The sequence below is a fragment of the Mycobacterium vicinigordonae genome (assembly GCF_013466425.1).
Taxonomy (GTDB): domain Bacteria; phylum Actinomycetota; class Actinomycetes; order Mycobacteriales; family Mycobacteriaceae; genus Mycobacterium; species Mycobacterium vicinigordonae.
Window position 1 is genome coordinate 2,350,533 of the sequence record NZ_CP059165.1, and the last position, 19,170, is coordinate 2,369,702.

A 19,170-nucleotide genomic window follows, 5' to 3' on the forward strand; every position below is an offset into this window, starting at 1 on the left:
GCTTGTCGAAGTGCCAGGCGTTTCAAAGGGGGAATTCGCAGTGAGAACCGAACCGGGGAAAACATTCCCGCGCATGTTCCGGGGTTACGACCCGGCAGCGGTGGACGCTCGGATCGAGATGTTGACCACCAAGGAGCAGTTGCTGCGCGATGACGTCGAGAGCCTGCGGACAAGATTGAAGGAGTCAGCCGACGAGGCCGCCGCACTGCGCGCAGAGGTCGCCGTGCTGGCCGAGACCTCGCCGTCGCCGCACGCCGTGCAGCATCGGATGGCGAAGATGATGCGGCGCGCGGTCGACGAGATTGCCGAGATGCAGGCCGAAGCGCGGGCGGAGGCCGATGCGCTGATCGAATCTGCGCAGGCTGACATCGCCGACGAGCAGCGCCGGCACGAGGAACAGCTGGCGGACATGCGGGCACAGCGTGAAGCTTTGGCAACGGAATGCGAAGAAACCAGGGAGAAGCTGGCCGCGGAACTTGCCAAGCTGCGGGCGGAAACCCAATCGACGATTGATCGAGACACCCACCAGGCTCAGCAGGAGCGGGACCGGCTCATCGAGCACGCGCGGCGCGTGGTGGACGAGGCGGCCGAGCGGCGCATCAGCATCCTGGAACAACTCGCGGGGGTTCACCGGGATCTGGAGTCGATTCCGGTGACGCTGGAAGCCGCATATCGTGAACGCGACCAGGAGGCGGGTGCCGTGACGCCGTTGGACCAGAAACGCCGTACCGGCTGAGCCACCCGCGCCACGGATCGCCGCTGCGGAGGGCGGTATTGTCGGCGCCGTGTCCATCCGGCCTCCCAGGCTGACCGCCGCCCAAGCCCGGCGGATAGCCATTGCGGCTCAAGGGTTTAGCCAGCTGCGGCCAACCGGCACACTATCCCGGGCGCACCTGCGGCGGCTGATCTCGCGGATTCAGGTGCTGCAGTTGGACTCCGTTTCGGTGGCGGTGCGGGCGCATTACGCGCCGGTGTTTAGCCGGTTGGGGCCCTACGACCGCGACGTGCTCGACGACGCAGCCTGGGGCCCGCCCCGCCGGCGGTTGCTCGCCGAGTACTGGGCGCATGAGGCTGCGCTGATCGCCGTCGACGACTGGCCATTGCTGCGCTGGCGGATGCGCCAGTATCGGCACGGCCGGTGGGGCACCCATATCGTCAAGGCCAACCCGCAGCTGGCCGACGACATCGTCGCCGCGGTGACCGTGCTCGGCCCCAGCACAGCCGGGCAGATTGAGGCCTATCTAGAAGCCGAGCCGCGCGGGGCCAGGGGCCCGTGGTGGGGTCGCAGCGACACCAAGTGGGTGGCCGAGGCGCTGTTTGCTGCCGGGGTGCTGACCACGGCCACCCGGGTCGGTTTCGCCAGGCACTACGACCTGGTGGAGCGGGTATTGCCGGCGGACGTGCTGGCCAGGCAGGTCGACGACGGGGAGGCCGTGCGCGAGCTCGTGCTGCGTGCGGCCACGGCGCTAGGGGTGGCTACCGAGGCCGACATCCGCGACTACTTCCGGCTGTCGGCGCAGCAGACCAAGCCCGCGTTGGCCGAGTTGGTTGCTAGCGGTGCGATCGAGCGGGTCGATGTCGACGGGTGGGCGCCGGCCTACCTGTGCGCTCGGACCGTGCCACGGACCGACCGTGGTACCGCGCTGCTGTGCCCGTTCGACCCGTTGATCTTCTTCCGGCCCCGAGTGGAGCGGCTATTCGGCGGCTTCCACTACCGCATCGAGATCTACACCCCCGCGGCCAAGCGCCGGTACGGGTATTACGTGTGGCCCTTCCTGCTGGACGGCCAACTGGTGGCGCGGGTTGATCTCAAGGCCGACCGGACCGCTGACCTGCTCCAGGTCGTGGGTGCGTTCGGGGAAGCCGCGATCGACCGGCGGCGGGTCGCGGCGGCGTTGACCGGCGAGCTGGAATCGATGGCGTCCTGGCTTGGTTTGGGCGAGGTCGGCGTGAGCGAGCGGGGGGACCTGGCGGGGGATCTGCGCAGAGCCGTGATCAAGCGGGCCGGCTAGTGACCGGCAGCCTCGGGGACTACCTGCAGTTCAGTGGCGGAGAGGTCGTGCCGGCGCTAAAGACCGGCGGTTCTTGTCCGGTGTACGGCGCGAACGGTGTGATCGGGTACACGAGTGAATCCAATGCCCGTGGCCCCTTGATCGTGGTGGGTCGTGTCGGCTCGTGTTGCGGAAGCGTGCACTATTGCCACGGCGACGCGTGGGTCAGCGACAACGCGTTTGTCTGCCGGGCCAGGCGGCCGGAAGAGACGCGGTACTGGTACTACCTCCTGAAAAGCCTTGGCCTTAACAGGTTTCGTGCCGGATCTGGTCAGCCGGTGCTCAATCAACGGGTGCTGCGCAGCGTGCCGGTCCACGCCGCGAACCTTGCGGATCGGCGACGGATCGGCGACATGCTGGCCTCGCTCGACGACAAGATTGTCGCCAACGCCCGCGTCATCGCGACCGCGGAGGTGTTGATGACGACGCTGGTCGAGCAAGTTTCAGAATCCACGACACTGGCGAATTTGGCGCAAAGGTCGACGGCGAGCATCAATCCCCGCAGCCTGAGCGGCAACGTGGCGCTCTACAGCTTCCCAGCATTCGACCACGGCCGACGGCCGATGAAGTTGGATGCCAAGATGATTGAAAGCGTCAAGTTCTCGATTACCCACCCGTGTGTGTTGTTCGCGAAACTGAATCCCCGCATTCCGCGGATTTGGAACGTTTCGTGCGTTGGTAGCGAAACAGGCTTGGCCAGCAGTGAATTCGTTGTGCTGCGACCGGACGGAGTGGACACTTCCGTGCTGTGGTCGGCACTACGGCAGCCTGATGTGACGACCACTATCACACGGCTGGCCCGGGGTATGACCGGCAGCCGCCAGCGAATCCAGCCACGGGAGCTGCTCGGTATCAAGGTGCGTGACGTGCGCTGTTTGGATCACGAATCGTCGCTGACGATCGCGACTCTCGGCGCGGTGTGTGAGCAGGGTCGCGCCGAATCCGCCGAGTTGGCGGCGATGCGCGACCGGCTGCTCCCGCAGCTGATGTCCGGGGACTCCCGGTTACCGGGCGCCCCCGTCGCCGGGGAATAGAGGGACGCATGCCGCCGCGGATACTGCACGAGCCATCAACCATGAAAGAACTCAAGGACACGCTGTGGAAGGCCGCGGACAAGCTGCGTGGATCGCTGCCGGCCAGCCAGTACAAGGACGTGATCCTCGGTCTGTTGTTCCTGAAATACCTCTCGGATGCATTCGACGAACCCGGCGAGCACGCGTTCGTGGTGCCACCGACTGCACACTGGCAGTTCTTGGTGGAGACAGGGAAGTGCTTGGCGGACAACGCCAAAGGCAAGTGCACCAGCGCGGGCCGGCCCCCCACGAACATAGGCCAGCTTATCGACGACGCGATGGACGCCGTGATGACGGCCAACCCGACACTTGCGGGCACGATGGCAGGGCTCTACAACCGTGACAATATCGATCAGTCGCGGCTCGAAGAACTGATCGACCTGCTCGACATTGCCCGGTTCAGCAGGCAAGGCGCGTACAAGGCACGTGACCTAATGGGTGAGGTGTACGAGTACCTCCTGGGCAAATTCGCTCGCGCCGAAGGCAAACGGGGTGGTGAATTCTTCACACCGCCTAGTGTGGTGAAGGTACTCGTCGAGGTGCTCGAACCCACCAGCGGCCGGATTTACGACCCGTGTTGCGGGTCGGGCGGCATGTTCGTGCAGACCGAGAGGTTCATTGCCGACCACCACGAACACGCGAAAGGCATTGCGATTTACGGCCAGGAGAGCGTCGAGGAAACCTGGCGGATGGCCAAGATGAATCTGGCCATCCACGGGATCGATCACAGCGGCCTGGGCAGCCGGTGGTCGGACACCTTTGCAGACGATCAGCACGCCGACGTCCAAATGGATTACGTGCTGGCCAATCCGCCGTTCAACATCAGGAGTTGGGCCCGCGACGAGGAAGATCCGCGCTGGCGGTTCGGGGCGCCGCCGCCCAACAACGCCAATTACGCCTGGATCCAGCACATTCTGTTCAAGCTCGCGCCAGCGGGCAAGGCTGGCGTGGTGATGGCCAACGGTTCGATGTCGTCGAACTCCAATGGGGAGGGCGACATTCGTGCGCGAATCGTGGAAGCCGATCTGGTGTCCTGCATGATCGCGCTGCCGACGCAGCTCTTCCGCAGTACCGGAATTCCGGTGTGCCTGTGGTTCTTCGCCAAGGACAAGACGATGGGAAAGCAGGGATCGGTCGATCGGTCTCGCCAGGTGTTGTTCATCGACGCCCGCGAGCTGGGTTACCTGGTGCATCGATCCGAGCGGGTGCTCAGTGACGGCGACATTGCGCGGATCAAAGACACCTACCACGCGTGGCGCGGCTCCCCGTCGGCAGCTGCAAATGGCCTCGTGTACGAGGATGTTCCGGGATTCTGCAAGTCGGTGACGCTGTCCGAGATCAAGGCCGCGGAGTATGCGCTGACGCCGGGACGGTACGTGGATCTGGCCGCGGTCGATGGCGATGGGGAACCTACTGGCGAGAAGATCGCGCGGTTGAAGACGGAATTGCTTGCCGCTTTTGATGAGTCGGCGCGGTTGGAGAAGTTGGTGCGTGAGCAGCTGGAGCGGATCGATTCAAATTTCAACCCTCGCTTGCGGTCTGGCCGCTGATCGCCTGCAAGGCGCACCCGAGTTCGTGGGCAGGGTCGTCGGGAAGGTGTTCAGCGCGCCATCCGACGAACGCGTCCGGCCGCACCAGCAAGGCCCCATCGCGCATCAGCCCCGTGGCGCGCAACCAGGAACCCTCGGGGTCGTCGATCGAACGAACCGTGACCGGCGGAGTGCGGGGCGAGCGGTTGAGCAGCGCCGCGGCTCGTGTCCACCCTCCGGTCGTATCGCAGCTCAATAGGGTGAATCCGGGCCCCAGCAGGTCCAGCGTCGAAGCGCGCTCGCCCCGACAAGACACCCACGCGTGCGGCACCCTGGTGCCCAACTGCCCGTGCAACCGGTCGACCAGCGCCATGTCCCGGCGCGCCGAGCCGGGCGCATCGCCGTACACCGCTGCGGAACGATACTGATATCCGGCGAGCAACGAGAACATGGACGCCTCTTCCTGGTGGCGCAGTTCAGGTTGGTAAGCATCATGATTCATCAGTTGCAGCGCCGGTCCGGTGAGCGATTGCCGAGCGCTGAACCTGCCGACCGGGTGTCTTTCGCTGTGATACGTGCCGAGCAATCGAGGGTCGGCCCAGCCCTGCAGCACCGCGGCCAGCTTCCAGGCGAGGTTGTCGGCGCTTTGGATCGCCACATTGGCACCGCCCGCCTTCAATGGCGGCATCGCATGGGCCGAATCGCCGACGAGAAATACGCGCGCACAATCAAATCGGTCGGCCACCTGTTCGTAGGGTTGCCATGGAGTGACGTCCAGCACGTCGACCGGGATGGGTTCTCCTACGCCGGCCAGGATCAGTTCCCGGCATCGTGCACGAGTGAACAGCGCGGCGCTCTCGCCGCGGTCGGGGAGGTAGCTGGCGAGGAACATGCCGAGATCGTCCTCGGCGGCGATGAATATCCCGTCCACGTCGGCGTTTCTCACCTGCACCGAGACGCCGTCGCGCAGTGTGGGCGCCAGTGCCCGCCACGGCGCCCGAAAGTACACGAAGACGAAATACATCGGCAGCGCACCGTATCCGCTGGTGCTGATGCCCAGCTGGGTCCGGACCGGGCTGTGGACGCCGTCGGCGGCGACGAGGTAATCGGCGTGAAGGTCGCCGGTGTTTCCGGTCTCGAGGTCGCGCACCCTCGCCCGGACGCCGTCGTCGTCCTGAGTGAAAGATGTCAGCTCGACTCCATAGCGTGCGCGGCTGCCTCGGCTTCGTAGGTAGCGCAACAGGATTGGCTCGAGTCGGCTCTGCGGGCAGTACTGGATCGGCGGTTCGGGGCTCAACGCGGCCAGCCCGTCGAAGATCGCCTCGATGTCTAGCGCCGGGTGCTCCTCGGTGCTACTCACGCTGGGCTTGACCACCATGTCCGAGACGCCCTCGGCCACCGCGTGGACTTCGCCCCCCAGGCCCAGTGCCCGCAGGATCTCCAAGCTGCGAAAGCTCAGGTTGCGGGCCTTCGGATAGCGGAAGATTTCCCGGCGCTTCTCCACCACCAGCGACTCGACACCGTATTTGGCGAGCAGCGCCGACGTGGCGATGCCCCCGGCGCCCGCGCCGACGATCAGAACCGGAACGCGCATGACCTTCCCTAATTCGGGCTAATCGGAACTAGTAGGTTCCGTTCACTAGAGTCGCACAGATGGTGGCTCGCCACAATCCCCGCCGACCAGCGGCAGGACCACCTCGTCCAGTGCCCGTCGCATGAACAACCGGTCCAGGGGACGGCCGGTGATCATCCGGACCAGGTTCAGACCGACCAGGAGATCAGGCACCAAGGTGAGATCACGGTCGGCCGGGATCTCGCCTCGGCGACGGGCCTGATCCAGCACCGACCCCACAATGCGGCGCGGCACGCTGAGCACCAGGTCGTCGATCGCGGCCGACAGCACCGGGTCGTGCATCGCCGCAGTGGCCACTGCGGCGATCACTTTGATGGTGCCGATGTCGGCGTCGGTGTAGCTGGGTACCGCCGCTACCAGCGCATCAAGGTCGCCGCGCAGTGAACCGGTGTCGGGTGGCTGCACCGGGCCGTGCCGTCGGCGCCAGTGGGCGATCGCCTCGGCCACTACGACAGCCTTGGACGGCCATCGCCGATAGATGGCGGCCTTTCCGACGCCGGCCCGGGATGCGACGTCGTCCATCGTGAACCGGTCGTAACCCAGCTCGGCGACCACCGCCAATGTGGCTTCTAGGATGGCGTCGTCCAAGGTTGCGTCCCATCGCGCCGCGCGGCGATTGGGCTCGCGGCGGTTCCGGGTCTCGTTGGTAGCCATCGACGTTCCCGTCTTTTGTAGAACTGGACAGTTTCGTAATAGTTTAAGCCGCAGAGCGCGACACTCGTGCTCACGGCGCGGGAAAAGGGGCGAGACAGAGGCGGGATAGGGTGAGCGCCGTGGCCGAGACCGCGCCGTTGCGCGTGCAACTGATCGCCAAGACCGACTTCCTGGCGCCGCCCGACGTGCCCTGGACCACCGATGCCGACGGCGGTTCGGCGCTGGTCGAGTTCGCCGGCCGGGCCTGCTATCAGAGCTGGTCCAAGCCGAACCCGCGAACCGCGACCAACGCCGGCTACATCCGGCACATCATCGATGTCGGTCACTTTTCGGTACTCGAACACGCCAGCGTCTCGTTCTACATCACCGGCGTCTCCCGCTCCTGCACCCACGAACTGATCCGCCACCGGCATTTCTCCTATTCGCAGCTCTCCCAGCGGTACGTGCCCGAAAGCGAGTCCCAGGTCGTGGTTCCACCCGGATTGGAGGACGACCCCGAGTTGCGGGAGATGCTGACGTCGGCGGCCGACGCCAGCCGCGCCGTGTACGGCGAGCTACTGGCCAAGCTGGAAGCCAAGTTCGCGGACCAACCCAACGCGGTCTTGAGGCGCAAACAAGCCCGCCAGGCTGCTCGCGCCATCCTGCCGAACGCCACCGAGACGCGCATCGTCGTGACCGGGAACTATCGGGCCTGGCGGCACTTCATCGCCATGCGGGCCAGCGAGCACGCCGACGTCGAGATCCGGCGGCTGGCCATCGCCTGTCTGCGACAGCTCGCCGACGTGGCGCCAGCTGTCTTCGCTGACTTCGAAATCACCCGATTGGCTGACGGTACCGAGGTCGCCACGAGTCCGTTCGCGACCGAAGCCTGAGGTGATTCAGAGCCGCCGACACCCGCCTCGACCGCGTGGGGAGACCGGCGTATCCCGTATCGAACTGATTGGATGAACCCCAGACCGCCCGCGGCGATGCCAATCCGCTTGCCGTAGCCAGGTAATCTGGTGAACCGTGAGCACCGTCGGATTCGATGCCCCAGCGCGGCTGGGAACCCTGCTGACCGCGATGGTGACACCGTTCGGCGCCGACGGCGGCCTAGACGCCAAGACTACGGCCCGGGTCGCCACCCACCTGGTGGATCAGGGTTGCGACGGTCTGGTGGTCTCGGGGACCACGGGTGAGTCGCCGACCACCACCGACGACGAGAAGCGTGAACTGCTGCGGGTCGTTCTGGAAGCGGTGGGGGACCGGGCCCGGATCATCGCCGGTGCGGGCACCTACGACACCGCGCACAGCATCAAGCTGGCCAAGGCTGCGGCGCAAGAGGGAGCGCACGGGTTGCTGGTGGTCACTCCGTACTACTCGCGGCCGCCGCAGAGCGGGCTGCGGGCGCACTTCACCGCCGTCGCCGACGCTACCGACTTGCCGATCGTGCTCTATGACATCCCGCCCCGCTCGATCGTGCCGATCGAGCCCGATACACTGCGCGCGCTGGCATCGCACCCCAACATCGTCGCGGTCAAAGACGCCAAGGCCGACCTGCACAGCGGCGGACAGATCATCGCTGAGACGGGCCTGGCCTACTACTCCGGAGACGATGCCCTCAATCTGCCCTGGCTGGCCATGGGCGCCACCGGTTTCATCAGCGTGATCTCCCACGTGGCTGCCGGGCAGCTGCGAGAATTGTTGTCCGCCTTTAATTCCGGTGACATCGCCACCGCCCGCAAAATTAACGTCTCGATGGGTCCGTTGTGCGACGCGATGACGCGGCTCGGCGGGGTTACGCTGTCCAAGTCAGGCCTGCGGCTGCAGGGCATCGACGTTGGCGATCCACGGTTGCCGCAGGTCGCGGCCACCCCCGAGCAACTCGACGCGCTGGCCGCGGACATGCGCGCGGCCTCCGTGCTGCGGTGAGATACGAATGAATGAGGAACTCGCGCCTCCTGGCCCGCTGGCCGCGGGTGGATTGCGGGTCACCGCGCTCGGTGGGATCAGCGAAATCGGCCGCAACATGACGGTTTTCGAGCATCTAGGCCGATTGCTGATCATCGACTGCGGGGTGATGTTCCCCACCCACGACGAGCCCGGCGTCGACCTGATCCTGCCCGACCTGCGTCACATCGAAGACCGCCTGGACGACATCGAGGCGCTGGTGCTGACCCACGCGCACGAGGACCACATTGGCGCGATCCCATTCCTGCTCAAGCTGCGCCCCGACATCCCCGTCGTCGGCTCCAGATTTACCCTGGCCCTGGTGGCCGCAAAGTGCCGCGAGCACCGCATCAAGCCGGTTTTCGTCGAGGTCAAGGAGGGGCAGAGCAGCCGGCACGGCGTGTTCGAATGCGAGTACTTCGCGGTCAACCACTCGATTCCGGACGCGCTGGCCATCGCCGTGTACACCGGCGCGGGCACCGTGCTGCACACTGGCGACATCAAACTTGACCAGCTCCCGCTGGACGGCCGGCCCACTGACCTGCCCGGCATGTCGCGCCTCGGTGACGCCGGTGTCGATCTGTTCCTGTGCGACTCGACCAATGCCGAGCACCCCGGCGTCGGGCCCTCCGAAAGCGAGATCGGTCCCACCCTGCACCGGTTGATCCGCGGCGCCGACGGGCGGGTGATTGTGGCGTGCTTTGCCTCGAACGTCGACCGAGTGCAGCAGATCATCGACGCCGCAGTAGCTTTGGGTCGCCGGGTGTCGTTCGTCGGTCGATCGATGGTGCGCAACATGGGCATCGCGCGCGAGCTGGGATTCCTGCGCGTTGCCGACTCCGACCTGGTCGACATCGCGGCGGCGGAGATGTTGCCGCCCGACCAGGTGGTCCTGGTCACCACCGGTACCCAGGGCGAACCGATGGCAGCGCTGTCTAGGATGTCACGTGGCGAGCACCGCAGCATCACCTTGACGGCGGGGGACCTGATCGTGTTGTCCTCGTCGCTGATTCCAGGCAACGAGGAGGCGGTGTACGGGGTGATCGACGCACTGGCCAAGATCGGAGCGCGTGTCGTCACTAACGCCCAAGCGCGCGTGCATGTTTCGGGCCACGCCTACGCCGGGGAACTGCTTTTCCTGTACAACGGGGTGCGGCCGCGCCACGTCATGCCGGTGCATGGAACCTGGCGGCACCTGCGGGCCAACGCCAAGCTGGCCGCCAGCGCCGGCGTGCCGCAGGAGTCGATACTGTTGGCAGAGAACGGCGTCAGCGTCGACCTGGTTGGCGGCAAAGCCGTTGTCGCCGGCGCGGTTCCGGTTGGCAAGATGTTTGTCGACGGCTTAATCACCGGTGACGTCGGGGAGATCACGCTAGGGGAGCGGCTGATACTGGCCGAGGGGTTCGTCGCGGTGACCGTCGTGGTCAAGCGCGGCACCGCGAAGCCGGTCACGACACCGCATCTGCATTCGCGCGGGTTCTCCGAGGACCCGAAAGCGCTAGAACCCGTGGTACGCAAGGTCGAGGCCGAGCTGGAATCGCTGGCGGCCAACAACGTCGTCGACCCGATCCGGATCGCCCAGGGCGTGCGTCGCACCGTCGGCAAGTGGGTGGGCGAGACATATCGCCGTCAGCCCATGATCGTGCCGACCGTCCTCGAGGTTTAGACCTTCTCGGCGTAGGCCGTCCATTCGACCTGGGAAGTCTCCAGCTTGCGCCCGGTGGGCGCGACGTAGCGCTCGAACAGCTCGTCCGGCCCGAGCTGCTCCACCAGCCGCCAGCCGTACCGGTCCAGAAAGGTGGCGACTTCCTCTGGCGAAAGTCCGAAGTGCCACAATGGCTTTCGTCCACGAACGGATCGATACAAGGTCCGGGTGCCGTATCGGTTGGTGCCGTCGATGAAGTCGCGGCGGACGTAGGTGAATACCAGGCGGCTCCCGGGCGCTGTCGGCCGCAGCCCCTCCATCGTGGTGCGCACCGCCTCCTCGGTGAGGTATTGGGTGACTCCTTCCCAGATGAAGAACGCCCGATAGTCGGGAAGGTAGCCGTGCTCGGCCAGCGCGGTCAGCAGGTCGTCGTGTTCGAAGTTCAAGGCCACCAACCGCACCGAGAGCGGGAGTTCGCCCAGGACTCGTCGTACCGTCTTTGCCTTGCGGGCGATGTTGACCGGTAGATCCACCTCGAAGACGGGCTTGCGAACGCGCCGGTTCAATCGGTAGGCGCGAGTATCCAAACCCGCGCCGAGCACCACCACGGCGTCGATCTGATCGAGCGCTTCGGCGAGTTTCTCGTCGATGAACCGTTTACGGCAGGCCAGATTGGCCCACAGTCCAGGCCCCGTCCACTCCGATGCGCCGATGAGCGCCCGCCTGGCAACAGCGGATGCGCTGGCCGCGACTAGCCGCCGCAGGGGCGCCGGAAGGAAAAGCTCGGCCAGGTCGTCATCCACCAGCCTGCGGTCGGTGGGCTCGTGCTGCTCGACGGCTGCCAATACCATCGGGCCAAATGCGGTGCGCGCGGCTGGGTTTCGGGACATTACCTACCTCTTATTCACCGAACCCGCATCTACGGGAAGTGTGACTCCGGTGATGTAACGGGCCTGGTCGGACACCAGCCAGGCTACCGCGTTGGCGATATCGTCGGGCTGCAGAATCTGTACCGGTAGCGCGTTGGTCATTCCTGGCGCCGAGCCCGATTCGGCGACCATGTCGGCCAACCACTTGCGGATGAACTTGTTGTTGATCATCGGTGTATCGACGCCGGACGGATGCACCGAGTTGACCCGAATATCATGTTTGGCAAGCAGATTGGCGTACAACCGCATCAATCCGACCAGGCCGTGCTTGGCGGCGGCGTAGCCGATGGAGCCGGCGTCGGCGCTGCCCACCCCCGCAAGTCCGGCGGCCGAACTGATCAGCACGATCGAGCCACCGTCGCCATGCGCGACCAGGGCAGGAATCGCGACGTCGACGGTGTGGTACGCCCCCGTGAGGTTCACGTCGATGACATCGCGCCAGCCGTCGGCGGACTGCATCGGAGCGATGCCCGCGTTGACCACCACGATGTCGAGCCGGCCGAACGCGTCCACACCTTCCTGTAGCGCTGCCGCCAGCGCGTCGCGGTCCCGGACGTCGGCTTGGCGCGCCACGATGCGCGCGCCGGTGTCCTCGACCAATTTGACGGTGACGGCCAGATCCTCTGCGGTGCCCAACGGGTAGGGGACGCTGTCGATCTGACCGCACAAGTCGACCGCGATCACGTCGGCGCCGTCAGCGGCCAATCGGACCGCGTACGCACGGCCTTGGCCGCGCGCAGCACCGGTGACGAAGGCGACCTTGCCGTCCAGCGCTCGAGTCATCAGCCGCGGAGTCGGCCCTTGTCGGGGTCCCCGGCGGGAAGTGGCTGCAACATCTTGATGTCGGGTGGCCCGGCGAGGTGCTCACCGGCGGCGCTGAACATCTTGCCGATCGCGGGTGCGGTGCTGTGGGTCTTGAGTGCCTCCTCGTCGGCCCACTGCTCGACGAAGACGAAGGTCTCGCCGGTCTGGTGCAGCGAGTACAGCTGGCAGCCGGGCTCCTCGTGCACCTGCGCCACCGCGCTGGTGAGGATGTCGCGGACGGTGTCGACCGATTCCGGCTTGACGGTCATGGTGGCGACGACGACGACGGGCATGCTGAGCCTCCTGGCGACTTTGGCGGGAACCGGAGCGAGGTTTCGATGGTGTGCCGCGGCACAACCGCGGCCGGTTGTAACCCTACTCACACAGGTCAGGTAACGAAGCGGGCACATCGCGGCGACGCACCCGTTACCAGTGTGGCGGATGGTGCAGATGTTGTTTTTGCGACTAGGCTTGCGGACATGGCAAGTAAGACCGTCGCCGGCTCTGGAACCCGAACGAGCAGGTCAAAGGCCGCTTCGCGGACCGGAGCCCGAGGTGGGCGAGGCGCCGCGGCCGGCGCGTCGCAGGCCAAGCGCCCGGCCCGGCCCGCCAAGCGGCCGGCCAGGCCCGTCAAGCGGCCCAGCAAGACCGCCAAGCGCCGGAAACAGTCGCTGCTGGTGCTCGCGGGCATCGCAGGCGGGCGAGCCGCCCGCGCCACCTGGATGATGGCGGCCCGAGGGACGGGCACCGCTGCGCGATCGATCGGCCAAGCCCGCAACATCGAACCCGGCCACCGCCGTGACGGTATCGCGCTGGTGCTGCTGGGTCTGGCCGTGATCGTCGCCGCCAGTTCCTGGTTCGGGGCCGCCCGGCCGGTCGGCGCTTGGGTGGACGCGGGGCTGCGGACCTTCATCGGTTCGGCGGTTGTGCTGTTGCCGCTGGTAGCTGCCGCCGCGGCGATCGTGCTGATGCGCACCGAACCCAACCCCGACGCGCGACCGCGGCTGATCCTGGGATCCAGCTTGATCGCGCTGTCGTTCCTGGGGCTGCGCCACCTATGGTCGGGATCGCCCGGGGAACCCGAATTACGCCGCCGCGCGGCCGGATTCATCGGATTTGCCATCGGCGGCCCGCTCTCGGACGGGCTGACAGCCTGGATCGCGGCCCCGCTGCTGTTCATCGGAGCGCTGTTCGGGCTGTTGCTGCTGACGGGCTTCACCATCCGCGAAGTGCCCGACGCCCTGCGCAGCATGTTCGGCACAAGGATGTTCCAGCGCGAGTACGAAGACGACGGCTACGACGACTTTGTTGACGACGACTTTGCCGAAGATGACTTTGCCGGAGATGAAGCCGACACCGTCGAAGTCGCTCCTGCCGAGGACTTCTCCGACGGCTACTACGACCAGTCCGTCGACCACGTCGCCAAAGCCTGGCCATCGGCACAGGCGCCCCAAACCCCGGACCCCGAAGACCTCGCCGACTCCGAGGCCCCGACGGAACCCGTCGTCGGGAGGGGACGGCGCAGCGGCAAGGCCGCGAAACGCGACACCCAAGCGCTGGACCGCGTCGTCGACGGTTCCTACACGCTGCCGTCGCTGGATCTGCTGGTGGCTGGCGATCCCCCGAAGAAGCGCAGTGCCGCCAACAACCATATGGCCGAGGCAATCGGGGAAGTGCTTACCCAGTTCAAGGTGGACGCCGCTGTCACCGGCTGCACCCGCGGCCCCACCGTCACCCGCTATGAGGTCGAACTCGGGCCCGGGGTGAAGGTGGAGAAGATCACCGCGCTGCAGAAGAACATCGCCTACGCGGTGGCCACCGAGAGCGTGCGCATGCTCGCCCCCATCCCCGGCAAGTCCGCCGTCGGCATCGAGGTACCCAATACCGACCGGGAGATGGTGCGTCTGGCCGACGTGCTCACCGCGCCGTCCACCCGCCGCGACCACCACCCACTAGTGATCGGGCTGGGCAAGGACATCGAGGGCGACTTCATCTCGGCCAATCTGGCCAAGATGCCGCACCTGCTAGTCGCCGGCTCGACCGGTTCGGGCAAGTCCAGCTTCGTCAACTCGATGCTGGTGTCACTGCTGGCCCGTGCCACCCCGGAGGAGGTCAGGATGATCCTGATCGACCCAAAGATGGTGGAACTCACGCCGTATGAAGGCATTCCGCATCTGATCACCCCGATTATCACCCAGCCGAAGAAAGCGGCGGCGGCGTTGGCGTGGCTGGTCGAGGAAATGGAGCAGCGCTACCAGGACATGCAGGCGTCCCGGGTGCGTCACATCGACGACTTCAACGCCAAGGTGCGTTCCGGGGACATCACGGCGCCGCTCGGCAGCCAGCGCGAATACCGCCCGTACCCCTATGTGCTGGCGATCGTCGACGAGCTCGCCGACCTGATGATGACCGCTCCGCGAGACGTCGAGGACGCCATTGTGCGGATCACCCAGAAGGCGCGCGCCGCCGGCATCCACCTGGTGCTGGCCACTCAGCGCCCGTCGGTCGACGTCGTGACCGGGCTGATCAAGACCAACGTGCCGTCGCGGCTGGCGTTCGCGACATCCTCGCTCACCGACAGCCGCGTGATCCTGGATCAGGCCGGCGCGGAAAAGCTGATCGGCATGGGGGACGGCCTGTTCCTACCGATGGGCGCGAGCAAGCCGATCCGGCTGCAGGGGGCCTACATCACCGACGAGGAGATCCAGGCCGTCGTCGCCGCCTGCAAGGACCAGGCCGAGCCGGAATACACCGACGGTGTCACCACCGCCAAACCGACCGGCGAACGCACCGACGTCGACCCCGACATCGGCGACGACATGGACGTCTTTTTACAGGCTGTGGAGCTGGTGGTGTCCAGCCAGTTCGGCTCGACGTCAATGCTGCAGCGCAAGTTGCGGGTGGGCTTCGCCAAGGCCGGCCGGCTGATGGACCTGATGGAGACCCGCGGCATTGTCGGGCCGTCCGAGGGCTCCAAAGCCCGTGAGGTGCTGGTCAAGCCCGACGAGCTGGCGGGGACCCTGGCGCTGATCCGCGGCGGTGCGGCGGCCGACGGCGGCGATGCCGAGTAGCGAGGCTACAGCACCAGCAGCATGCGGGAGTTGCCCAAAGTGTTGGGTTTGACGTAGCTCAGGTCCAGAAATTCGGCCACCCCGATGTCGTAGGAGCGGCACATCTCCTCGAACACCTCAGCGGTGACCGGGGTGCCCTCGATCTCGGTGAAACCGTGCCTGCTGAAGAACTCGGTCTCGAAGGTCAGCACGAACAATCGCTGCAGCTCCAGCTCCCGCGCGACTTCTAGCAGCCGGTTGACGATCGCGTGCCCGATGCCGTGGCCCGTCATCGCCGGATCGACTGCGACGGTGCGGATCTCGCCCAGATCGGCCCACAGCACGTGCAGAGCGCCACAACCGACCACTTTGCCGTCGATTTCCGGGTGCTCGGCCACCCAGAACTCCTGAACGGCCTCATAGAGCGTGACCAGATTCTTTTCCAGCAGGATTCTCCCCGAATAGGTGTCGACGAGTTGCTTGATCGCGGGGACGTCGGACGTCCGCGCCCGCCGGACTACCGGCTTATTGTCCCGTCGACTTTCGGTCACCTCCAAACACTATCGACGTCACCGACCACATCAGCTGGTCAGCCGTTATTCTGATGCCGTGTCGGGGCAGCCGCAGACGGGTCAAATCGAAGGCCGTGCCCGCATCGCGAACCTCGCCAACATCCTGACGCTGTCGCGACTAGTGCTCGTCCCGATCTTCCTGTACGCCCTGTTCTATGGCGACGGACACCACACCTACGCACGAATCGTGGCGTGGGCGATCTTCGCCGTCGCCTGCATCACTGACCGGTTCGACGGGTTGCTGGCCCGCAATTACGGGATGGCGACCGAATTCGGCGCGTTCATTGATCCGATCGCCGACAAGATCCTCATCGGGTCGGCGCTGATCAGCCTGTCGATGCTGGGCGAGTTGCCGTGGTGGGTGACGGTGGTGATCATGGCCCGCGAATTGGCCATCACGGCCTTGCGATTGGCCGTCATTCGTCGAGGCGTCATCCCGGCCAGTTGGGGCGGCAAGCTCAAGACGGTGGTTCAGGCGGTGGCGATCGGCTTGTTCGTGTTGCCGCTCTCAGGCGCGCTGCATACCGCCGCCGTGGTGGTGATGGGGCTTGCGATCGTGCTCACCTTGGTCACCGGAATCGATTACGTTGCCTCGACGGTCCGCGAAATTCGGCACACCAGGCAGGCCGGCTAGATTCTGTCGTTCTCGTGGGAACCAACTTTGCCTCGATTCGCGTTCTCCTAAAGTCCCATGCTTTCGTGGGGTGCAGACCTTGACAGATGGAGGAAAGCGCGATGACGTCACTGGTGCGCGAGGTCATTGGCGACGTGCTGCGGGGGGCTCGGACATCTCAGGGCCGAACGCTGCGCGAAGTGTCCGATTCGGCGCGGGTGAGCCTCGGGTACCTCTCCGAAGTGGAGCGCGGGCGCAAAGAACCCTCCAGCGAGTTGCTCAACTCGATCTGCGATGCGCTGCAGGTCCCGTTGTCGCAGGTCCTCATCGATGCTGGCGAGCGGATGGCCGGTGAAGAGCGCTGCGCCCGCCGCGAGGCGACCGCCGCCACCATCGATGCCAGCACCAAGGTCGTCATCCCGCCGGTGGTCGCGCTGGCCGTCGCCTGATCGTCCGGCGTACCGCGCCCCGTAGTTCTGCATCATGGGTGGGGAGATGCGGGCTGACCCACTAAATTGAGCGTCAGGGGTAGCGTTGCGGCCCAACCAGCACACAAGAAGCGAAGGCGGAGCTCACTGATGGCCAATCCGTTCGTCAAGGCGTGGAAATACCTCATGGCGCTGTTCAACTCGAAGATTGACGAGCACGCCGACCCCAAAGTGCAGATTCAGCAGGCCATCGAGGAAGCCCAGCGCACGCATCAAGCGCTGACCCAGCAGGCAGCGCAGGTGATCGGCAACCAGCGTCAGCTCGAGATGCGGCTCAACCGGCAGCTGGCCGACATTGAGAAGCTGCAGGTCAACGTGCGACAGGCGCTGACTCTGGCCGACCAGGCCACCGCCGCCGGAGATGCCGCTAAGGCCACCGAGTACAACAACGCCGCCGAGGCGTTCGCGGCGCAGCTGGTGACCGCGGAGCAGAGCGTCGAGGACCTCAAAACCCTGCACGACCAGGCCCTGCAGGCCGCAGGCCAGGCCAAGAAGGCAGTCGAACGCAACGCGATGGTGCTGCAGCAGAAGATCGCCGAGCGCACCAAGCTGCTCAGCCAGCTCGAGCAGGCCAAGATGCAGGAGCAGGTCAGCGCCTCGCTGCGGTCGATGAGCGAACTCGCGGCACCGGGCAACACCCCCAGCCTCGACGAGGTCCGGGACAAGATCGAACGGCGGTATGCCAACGCGATCGGTTCGGCCGAACTCGCGCAGAACTCCGTGCAGGGGCGCATGCTCGAGGTGGAGCAGGCTGGCGTCCAGATGGCCGGGCATTCGCGCCTCGAACAGATCCGCGCCTCGATGCGCGGCGACGCCCTGCCGGCCGGCGGGACGAGCGCGCCGGGCGTGCCCGCCCCCAATCCCGCTACCGGTGCGGGCGGACCCGTTCCCGAACAGCCCCGCGGTCAGCAGTAGGCGAGCCGTCCGAGATGGCCCCGAAGTCGAATCAACGTACGCAGTGGCGGGCGCTGCTGCAGCGTGGATTCGATACCTTTGCCGATTTGACCGGCCTGGTCGCGCAGAAGATTAACGCGGTGACCGATCCGCGGGCCCGGATGCTGCGCCGGCGCCGCCGCGCGCTGCGCTGGGCCTGGATCTTTACCTTCGGGTGCCTGTTTTGGGCCGCGGTGACGGCGGGACTGGCTGCCTGGGGTTGGTTCACGCTGCTGCTGCAGATCACCGGTGCGATCGCGGTCATCATGGTGATTCCCGCGACCCTGCTGTTCTTCCGCTACCGCTGGTTGAAAGCCGAACCATTGCCGTCCCAGCGGCTGACCAGCATCCGGCGGCTACCGGCTCCGGGGTCCGCCGCCCGGCCGGCGATGTACGCGCTGGGCGCCTCCGAGCGAGGGTTCTTTTCACTGCTGGGCGTGATAGAGCGCGGGGCACTGCTGCCCGACGGGGAGATCGCCGACCTGACCGCTGCCGCTAACCGGACATCGGCGGCGATGGGCGCCACCGCCGCGCAGGTGGTGTCGATGGAACGGGCCGCGCACACGTCTGATTCGTCGCGGGAGTACCTGGTGCCGACCATCAACGCCTACACCGCGCAGCTGGCCGCCGGCGTGCGCCAGTACAACGAAATGGTTACTGCCGCAGCACAATTGGTATCGGCAGCGAACGGTGACGGTTCGGGCGATTTCGTTTCGCTCACCCAGCAGCGGTACCGCGAGGAACTCGCCGGCGCGACCGACCGGCTGGCCGCTTGGGCGCAGGCGTTCGACGAACTCGGCGGGCTGCGCCGAGCCTGATCCGAACGGCGTTACAGCGTCGGGCGCAGCGACGGGATGACCATCCCGGCCACACCGCGCAGTGTCGCCTTGAGCATGTCGAAGACGTCGAAGTAGTCGCGCCACAGCGTGATTCGCCCGTTGCGCACCTCGAACACCCCGCACACCCAGAACTGAATCCGCAGCGGCCCGAAGACCAGGACATCGGTGCGTTCGGTGAGCACCGCGTCACCGTCGGCGGCCACCCGGTGGAATTTCACCTCGAAACCCATCCGGCCCTGCATCTTGCGGAACAGTTTCACCACGCGGCGACCGCCGCGAATCGTCGAAAACCCGACATTCTCGTAAACGAGGTTGTCGTCAAGGGCGGCGTCCACGGTCTCGAAATCCTGATCCTGTAGCGCATACAAGAATCCCTCGACCGTGCGAATGTTGTCATTGGTTGTCTGTGTCAGCTCGGTCATGGTTGC

General features: G+C 65.9%; 19 protein-coding genes. 12 read left to right on the forward strand and 7 right to left on the reverse strand.

From position 1 onward, the window contains the following. The first annotated feature begins 40 nt into the window (after positions 1-40). Genes H0P51_RS10820 through H0P51_RS10835 form a run of 4 tightly spaced genes read left to right on the forward strand, consistent with a single transcriptional unit; the run spans position 41 to position 4,674 of the window. On the forward strand, positions 41-736 hold the full coding sequence (locus H0P51_RS10820) for a coiled-coil domain-containing protein (RefSeq protein WP_180917963.1): 696 nt from the start codon (positions 41-43) through the stop codon (positions 734-736). 55 nt (positions 737-791) lie between these two features. Further along, positions 792-2,012 (forward strand): winged helix-turn-helix domain-containing protein, encoded by a 1,221-nt coding sequence (locus H0P51_RS10825; RefSeq protein ID WP_180918884.1) that lies wholly within the window; start codon positions 792-794, stop codon positions 2,010-2,012. After that, positions 2,012-3,085: a restriction endonuclease subunit S gene (locus tag H0P51_RS10830; RefSeq protein WP_180917964.1), complete on the forward strand. Its 1,074-nt coding sequence runs from the start codon at positions 2,012-2,014 to the stop codon at positions 3,083-3,085. The genes H0P51_RS10825 and H0P51_RS10830 overlap by 1 nt, the downstream gene beginning before the upstream one ends. Before the next feature lie 8 nt (positions 3,086-3,093). After that, complete coding sequence (locus H0P51_RS10835; protein ID WP_180917966.1) at positions 3,094-4,674, forward strand: class I SAM-dependent DNA methyltransferase; 1,581 nt, start codon at positions 3,094-3,096, stop codon at positions 4,672-4,674. Here H0P51_RS10835 and H0P51_RS10840 read toward each other — a convergent pair. Then, positions 4,646-6,247, reverse strand: coding sequence for an FAD-dependent monooxygenase (locus tag H0P51_RS10840; RefSeq protein WP_180917968.1), 1,602 nt, complete (start codon positions 6,245-6,247; stop codon positions 4,646-4,648). The two genes, H0P51_RS10835 and H0P51_RS10840, sit on opposite strands and share 29 nt — an antisense overlap. A 45-nt stretch (positions 6,248-6,292) precedes the next feature. Beyond that, positions 6,293-6,940: a TetR/AcrR family transcriptional regulator gene (locus H0P51_RS10845; protein WP_180917970.1), complete on the reverse strand. Its 648-nt coding sequence runs from the start codon at positions 6,938-6,940 to the stop codon at positions 6,293-6,295. Positions 6,941-7,059: 119 nt separating this feature from the next. On the opposite strand from H0P51_RS10845, the gene thyX reads away from it, so the two are divergent. From thyX to H0P51_RS10860, 3 genes are all read left to right on the forward strand, one after another. After that, entirely contained in the window at positions 7,060-7,812 is a 753-nt protein-coding gene (thyX, locus tag H0P51_RS10850) for an FAD-dependent thymidylate synthase (RefSeq protein ID WP_180917972.1), read from the forward strand. 136 nt (positions 7,813-7,948) lie between these two features. Next, on the forward strand, positions 7,949-8,851 hold the full coding sequence (dapA, locus tag H0P51_RS10855) for a 4-hydroxy-tetrahydrodipicolinate synthase (RefSeq protein WP_180917974.1): 903 nt from the start codon (positions 7,949-7,951) through the stop codon (positions 8,849-8,851). 7 nt (positions 8,852-8,858) lie between these two features. Continuing rightward, positions 8,859-10,535 (forward strand): ribonuclease J, encoded by a 1,677-nt coding sequence (locus H0P51_RS10860; protein WP_180917976.1) that lies wholly within the window; start codon positions 8,859-8,861, stop codon positions 10,533-10,535. Here the strand turns inward: H0P51_RS10860 and H0P51_RS10865 are convergent. Genes H0P51_RS10865 through H0P51_RS10875 form a run of 3 tightly spaced genes read right to left on the reverse strand, consistent with a single transcriptional unit; the run spans position 10,532 to position 12,540 of the window. Beyond that, positions 10,532-11,404, reverse strand: a complete 873-nt coding sequence (locus H0P51_RS10865) for an SAM-dependent methyltransferase (protein WP_180917977.1) — start codon at positions 11,402-11,404, stop codon at positions 10,532-10,534. The two genes, H0P51_RS10860 and H0P51_RS10865, sit on opposite strands and share 4 nt — an antisense overlap. A gap of 3 nt (positions 11,405-11,407) precedes the next feature. Continuing rightward, positions 11,408-12,226, reverse strand: a complete 819-nt coding sequence (locus tag H0P51_RS10870; RefSeq protein WP_281373952.1) for a mycofactocin-coupled SDR family oxidoreductase — start codon at positions 12,224-12,226, stop codon at positions 11,408-11,410. Next, entirely contained in the window at positions 12,226-12,540 is a 315-nt protein-coding gene (locus H0P51_RS10875; protein ID WP_180917979.1) for a putative quinol monooxygenase, read from the reverse strand. Before H0P51_RS10875 ends, H0P51_RS10870 begins: the two co-directional genes overlap by 1 nt. Positions 12,541-12,726: 186 nt before the next feature. Here H0P51_RS10875 and H0P51_RS10880 point away from each other — a divergent pair, with 186 nt between their 5' ends. Beyond that, entirely contained in the window at positions 12,727-15,318 is a 2,592-nt protein-coding gene (locus H0P51_RS10880; protein WP_246398555.1) for a DNA translocase FtsK, read from the forward strand. 5 nt (positions 15,319-15,323) lie between these two features. Here H0P51_RS10880 and H0P51_RS10885 read toward each other — a convergent pair whose 3' ends face one another. After that, a complete protein-coding gene (locus H0P51_RS10885; protein ID WP_180917982.1) occupies positions 15,324-15,848 on the reverse strand; it encodes an amino-acid N-acetyltransferase in 525 nt (174 codons plus the stop codon). Between the two features lie 58 nt (positions 15,849-15,906). Here H0P51_RS10885 and pgsA point away from each other — a divergent pair, with 58 nt between their 5' ends. The 4 genes from pgsA (at position 15,907) to pspM (ending at position 18,721) form a co-directional block, all read left to right on the forward strand. Then, entirely contained in the window at positions 15,907-16,503 is a 597-nt protein-coding gene (pgsA, locus tag H0P51_RS10890; RefSeq protein ID WP_180917996.1) for a CDP-diacylglycerol--glycerol-3-phosphate 3-phosphatidyltransferase, read from the forward strand. Positions 16,504-16,604: 101 nt separating this feature from the next. Beyond that, positions 16,605-16,931 carry a transcriptional regulator ClgR gene (clgR, locus tag H0P51_RS10895; RefSeq protein WP_180917998.1) on the forward strand — a complete coding sequence of 109 codons (327 nt, stop codon included), beginning with the start codon at positions 16,605-16,607 and terminating at the stop codon, positions 16,929-16,931. Between the two features lie 129 nt (positions 16,932-17,060). Next, positions 17,061-17,885: a phage shock protein PspA gene (pspA, locus tag H0P51_RS10900; RefSeq protein WP_180918000.1), complete on the forward strand. Its 825-nt coding sequence runs from the start codon at positions 17,061-17,063 to the stop codon at positions 17,883-17,885. Positions 17,886-17,899: 14 nt separating this feature from the next. After that, a complete protein-coding gene (pspM, locus tag H0P51_RS10905) occupies positions 17,900-18,721 on the forward strand; it encodes a phage shock envelope stress response protein PspM (RefSeq protein ID WP_180918002.1) in 822 nt (273 codons plus the stop codon). An 11-nt stretch (positions 18,722-18,732) separates the two neighbouring features. Here the strand turns inward: pspM and H0P51_RS10910 are convergent, their stop codons facing one another. After that, positions 18,733-19,164: a limonene-1,2-epoxide hydrolase family protein gene (locus H0P51_RS10910; protein WP_180918004.1), complete on the reverse strand. Its 432-nt coding sequence runs from the start codon at positions 19,162-19,164 to the stop codon at positions 18,733-18,735. Between the last annotated feature and the right edge of the window lie 6 nt (positions 19,165-19,170).

Excerpts from the sequence above, each read along its gene's own strand:
- clgR (WP_180917998.1), top strand. The coding sequence starts at position 16,605 with ATGACGTCACTGGTGCGCGAGGTCATTGGCGACGTGCTGCGGGGGGCT.
- H0P51_RS10875 (WP_180917979.1), bottom strand. The coding sequence starts at position 12,540 with ATGCCCGTCGTCGTCGTCGCCACCATGACCGTCAAGCCGGAATCGGTC.
- H0P51_RS10865 (WP_180917977.1), bottom strand. The coding sequence starts at position 11,404 with ATGTCCCGAAACCCAGCCGCGCGCACCGCATTTGGCCCGATGGTATTG.
- pspM (WP_180918002.1), top strand. The coding sequence starts at position 17,900 with ATGGCCCCGAAGTCGAATCAACGTACGCAGTGGCGGGCGCTGCTGCAG.
- H0P51_RS10910 (WP_180918004.1), bottom strand. The coding sequence starts at position 19,164 with ATGACCGAGCTGACACAGACAACCAATGACAACATTCGCACGGTCGAG.
- H0P51_RS10845 (WP_180917970.1), bottom strand. The coding sequence starts at position 6,940 with ATGGCTACCAACGAGACCCGGAACCGCCGCGAGCCCAATCGCCGCGCG.
- H0P51_RS10880 (WP_246398555.1), top strand. The coding sequence starts at position 12,727 with ATGGCAAGTAAGACCGTCGCCGGCTCTGGAACCCGAACGAGCAGGTCA.
- pspA (WP_180918000.1), top strand. The coding sequence starts at position 17,061 with ATGGCCAATCCGTTCGTCAAGGCGTGGAAATACCTCATGGCGCTGTTC.
- H0P51_RS10870 (WP_281373952.1), bottom strand. The coding sequence starts at position 12,226 with ATGACTCGAGCGCTGGACGGCAAGGTCGCCTTCGTCACCGGTGCTGCG.
- H0P51_RS10840 (WP_180917968.1), bottom strand. The coding sequence starts at position 6,247 with ATGCGCGTTCCGGTTCTGATCGTCGGCGCGGGCGCCGGGGGCATCGCC.
- H0P51_RS10835 (WP_180917966.1), top strand. The coding sequence starts at position 3,094 with ATGCCGCCGCGGATACTGCACGAGCCATCAACCATGAAAGAACTCAAG.
- H0P51_RS10860 (WP_180917976.1), top strand. The coding sequence starts at position 8,859 with ATGAATGAGGAACTCGCGCCTCCTGGCCCGCTGGCCGCGGGTGGATTG.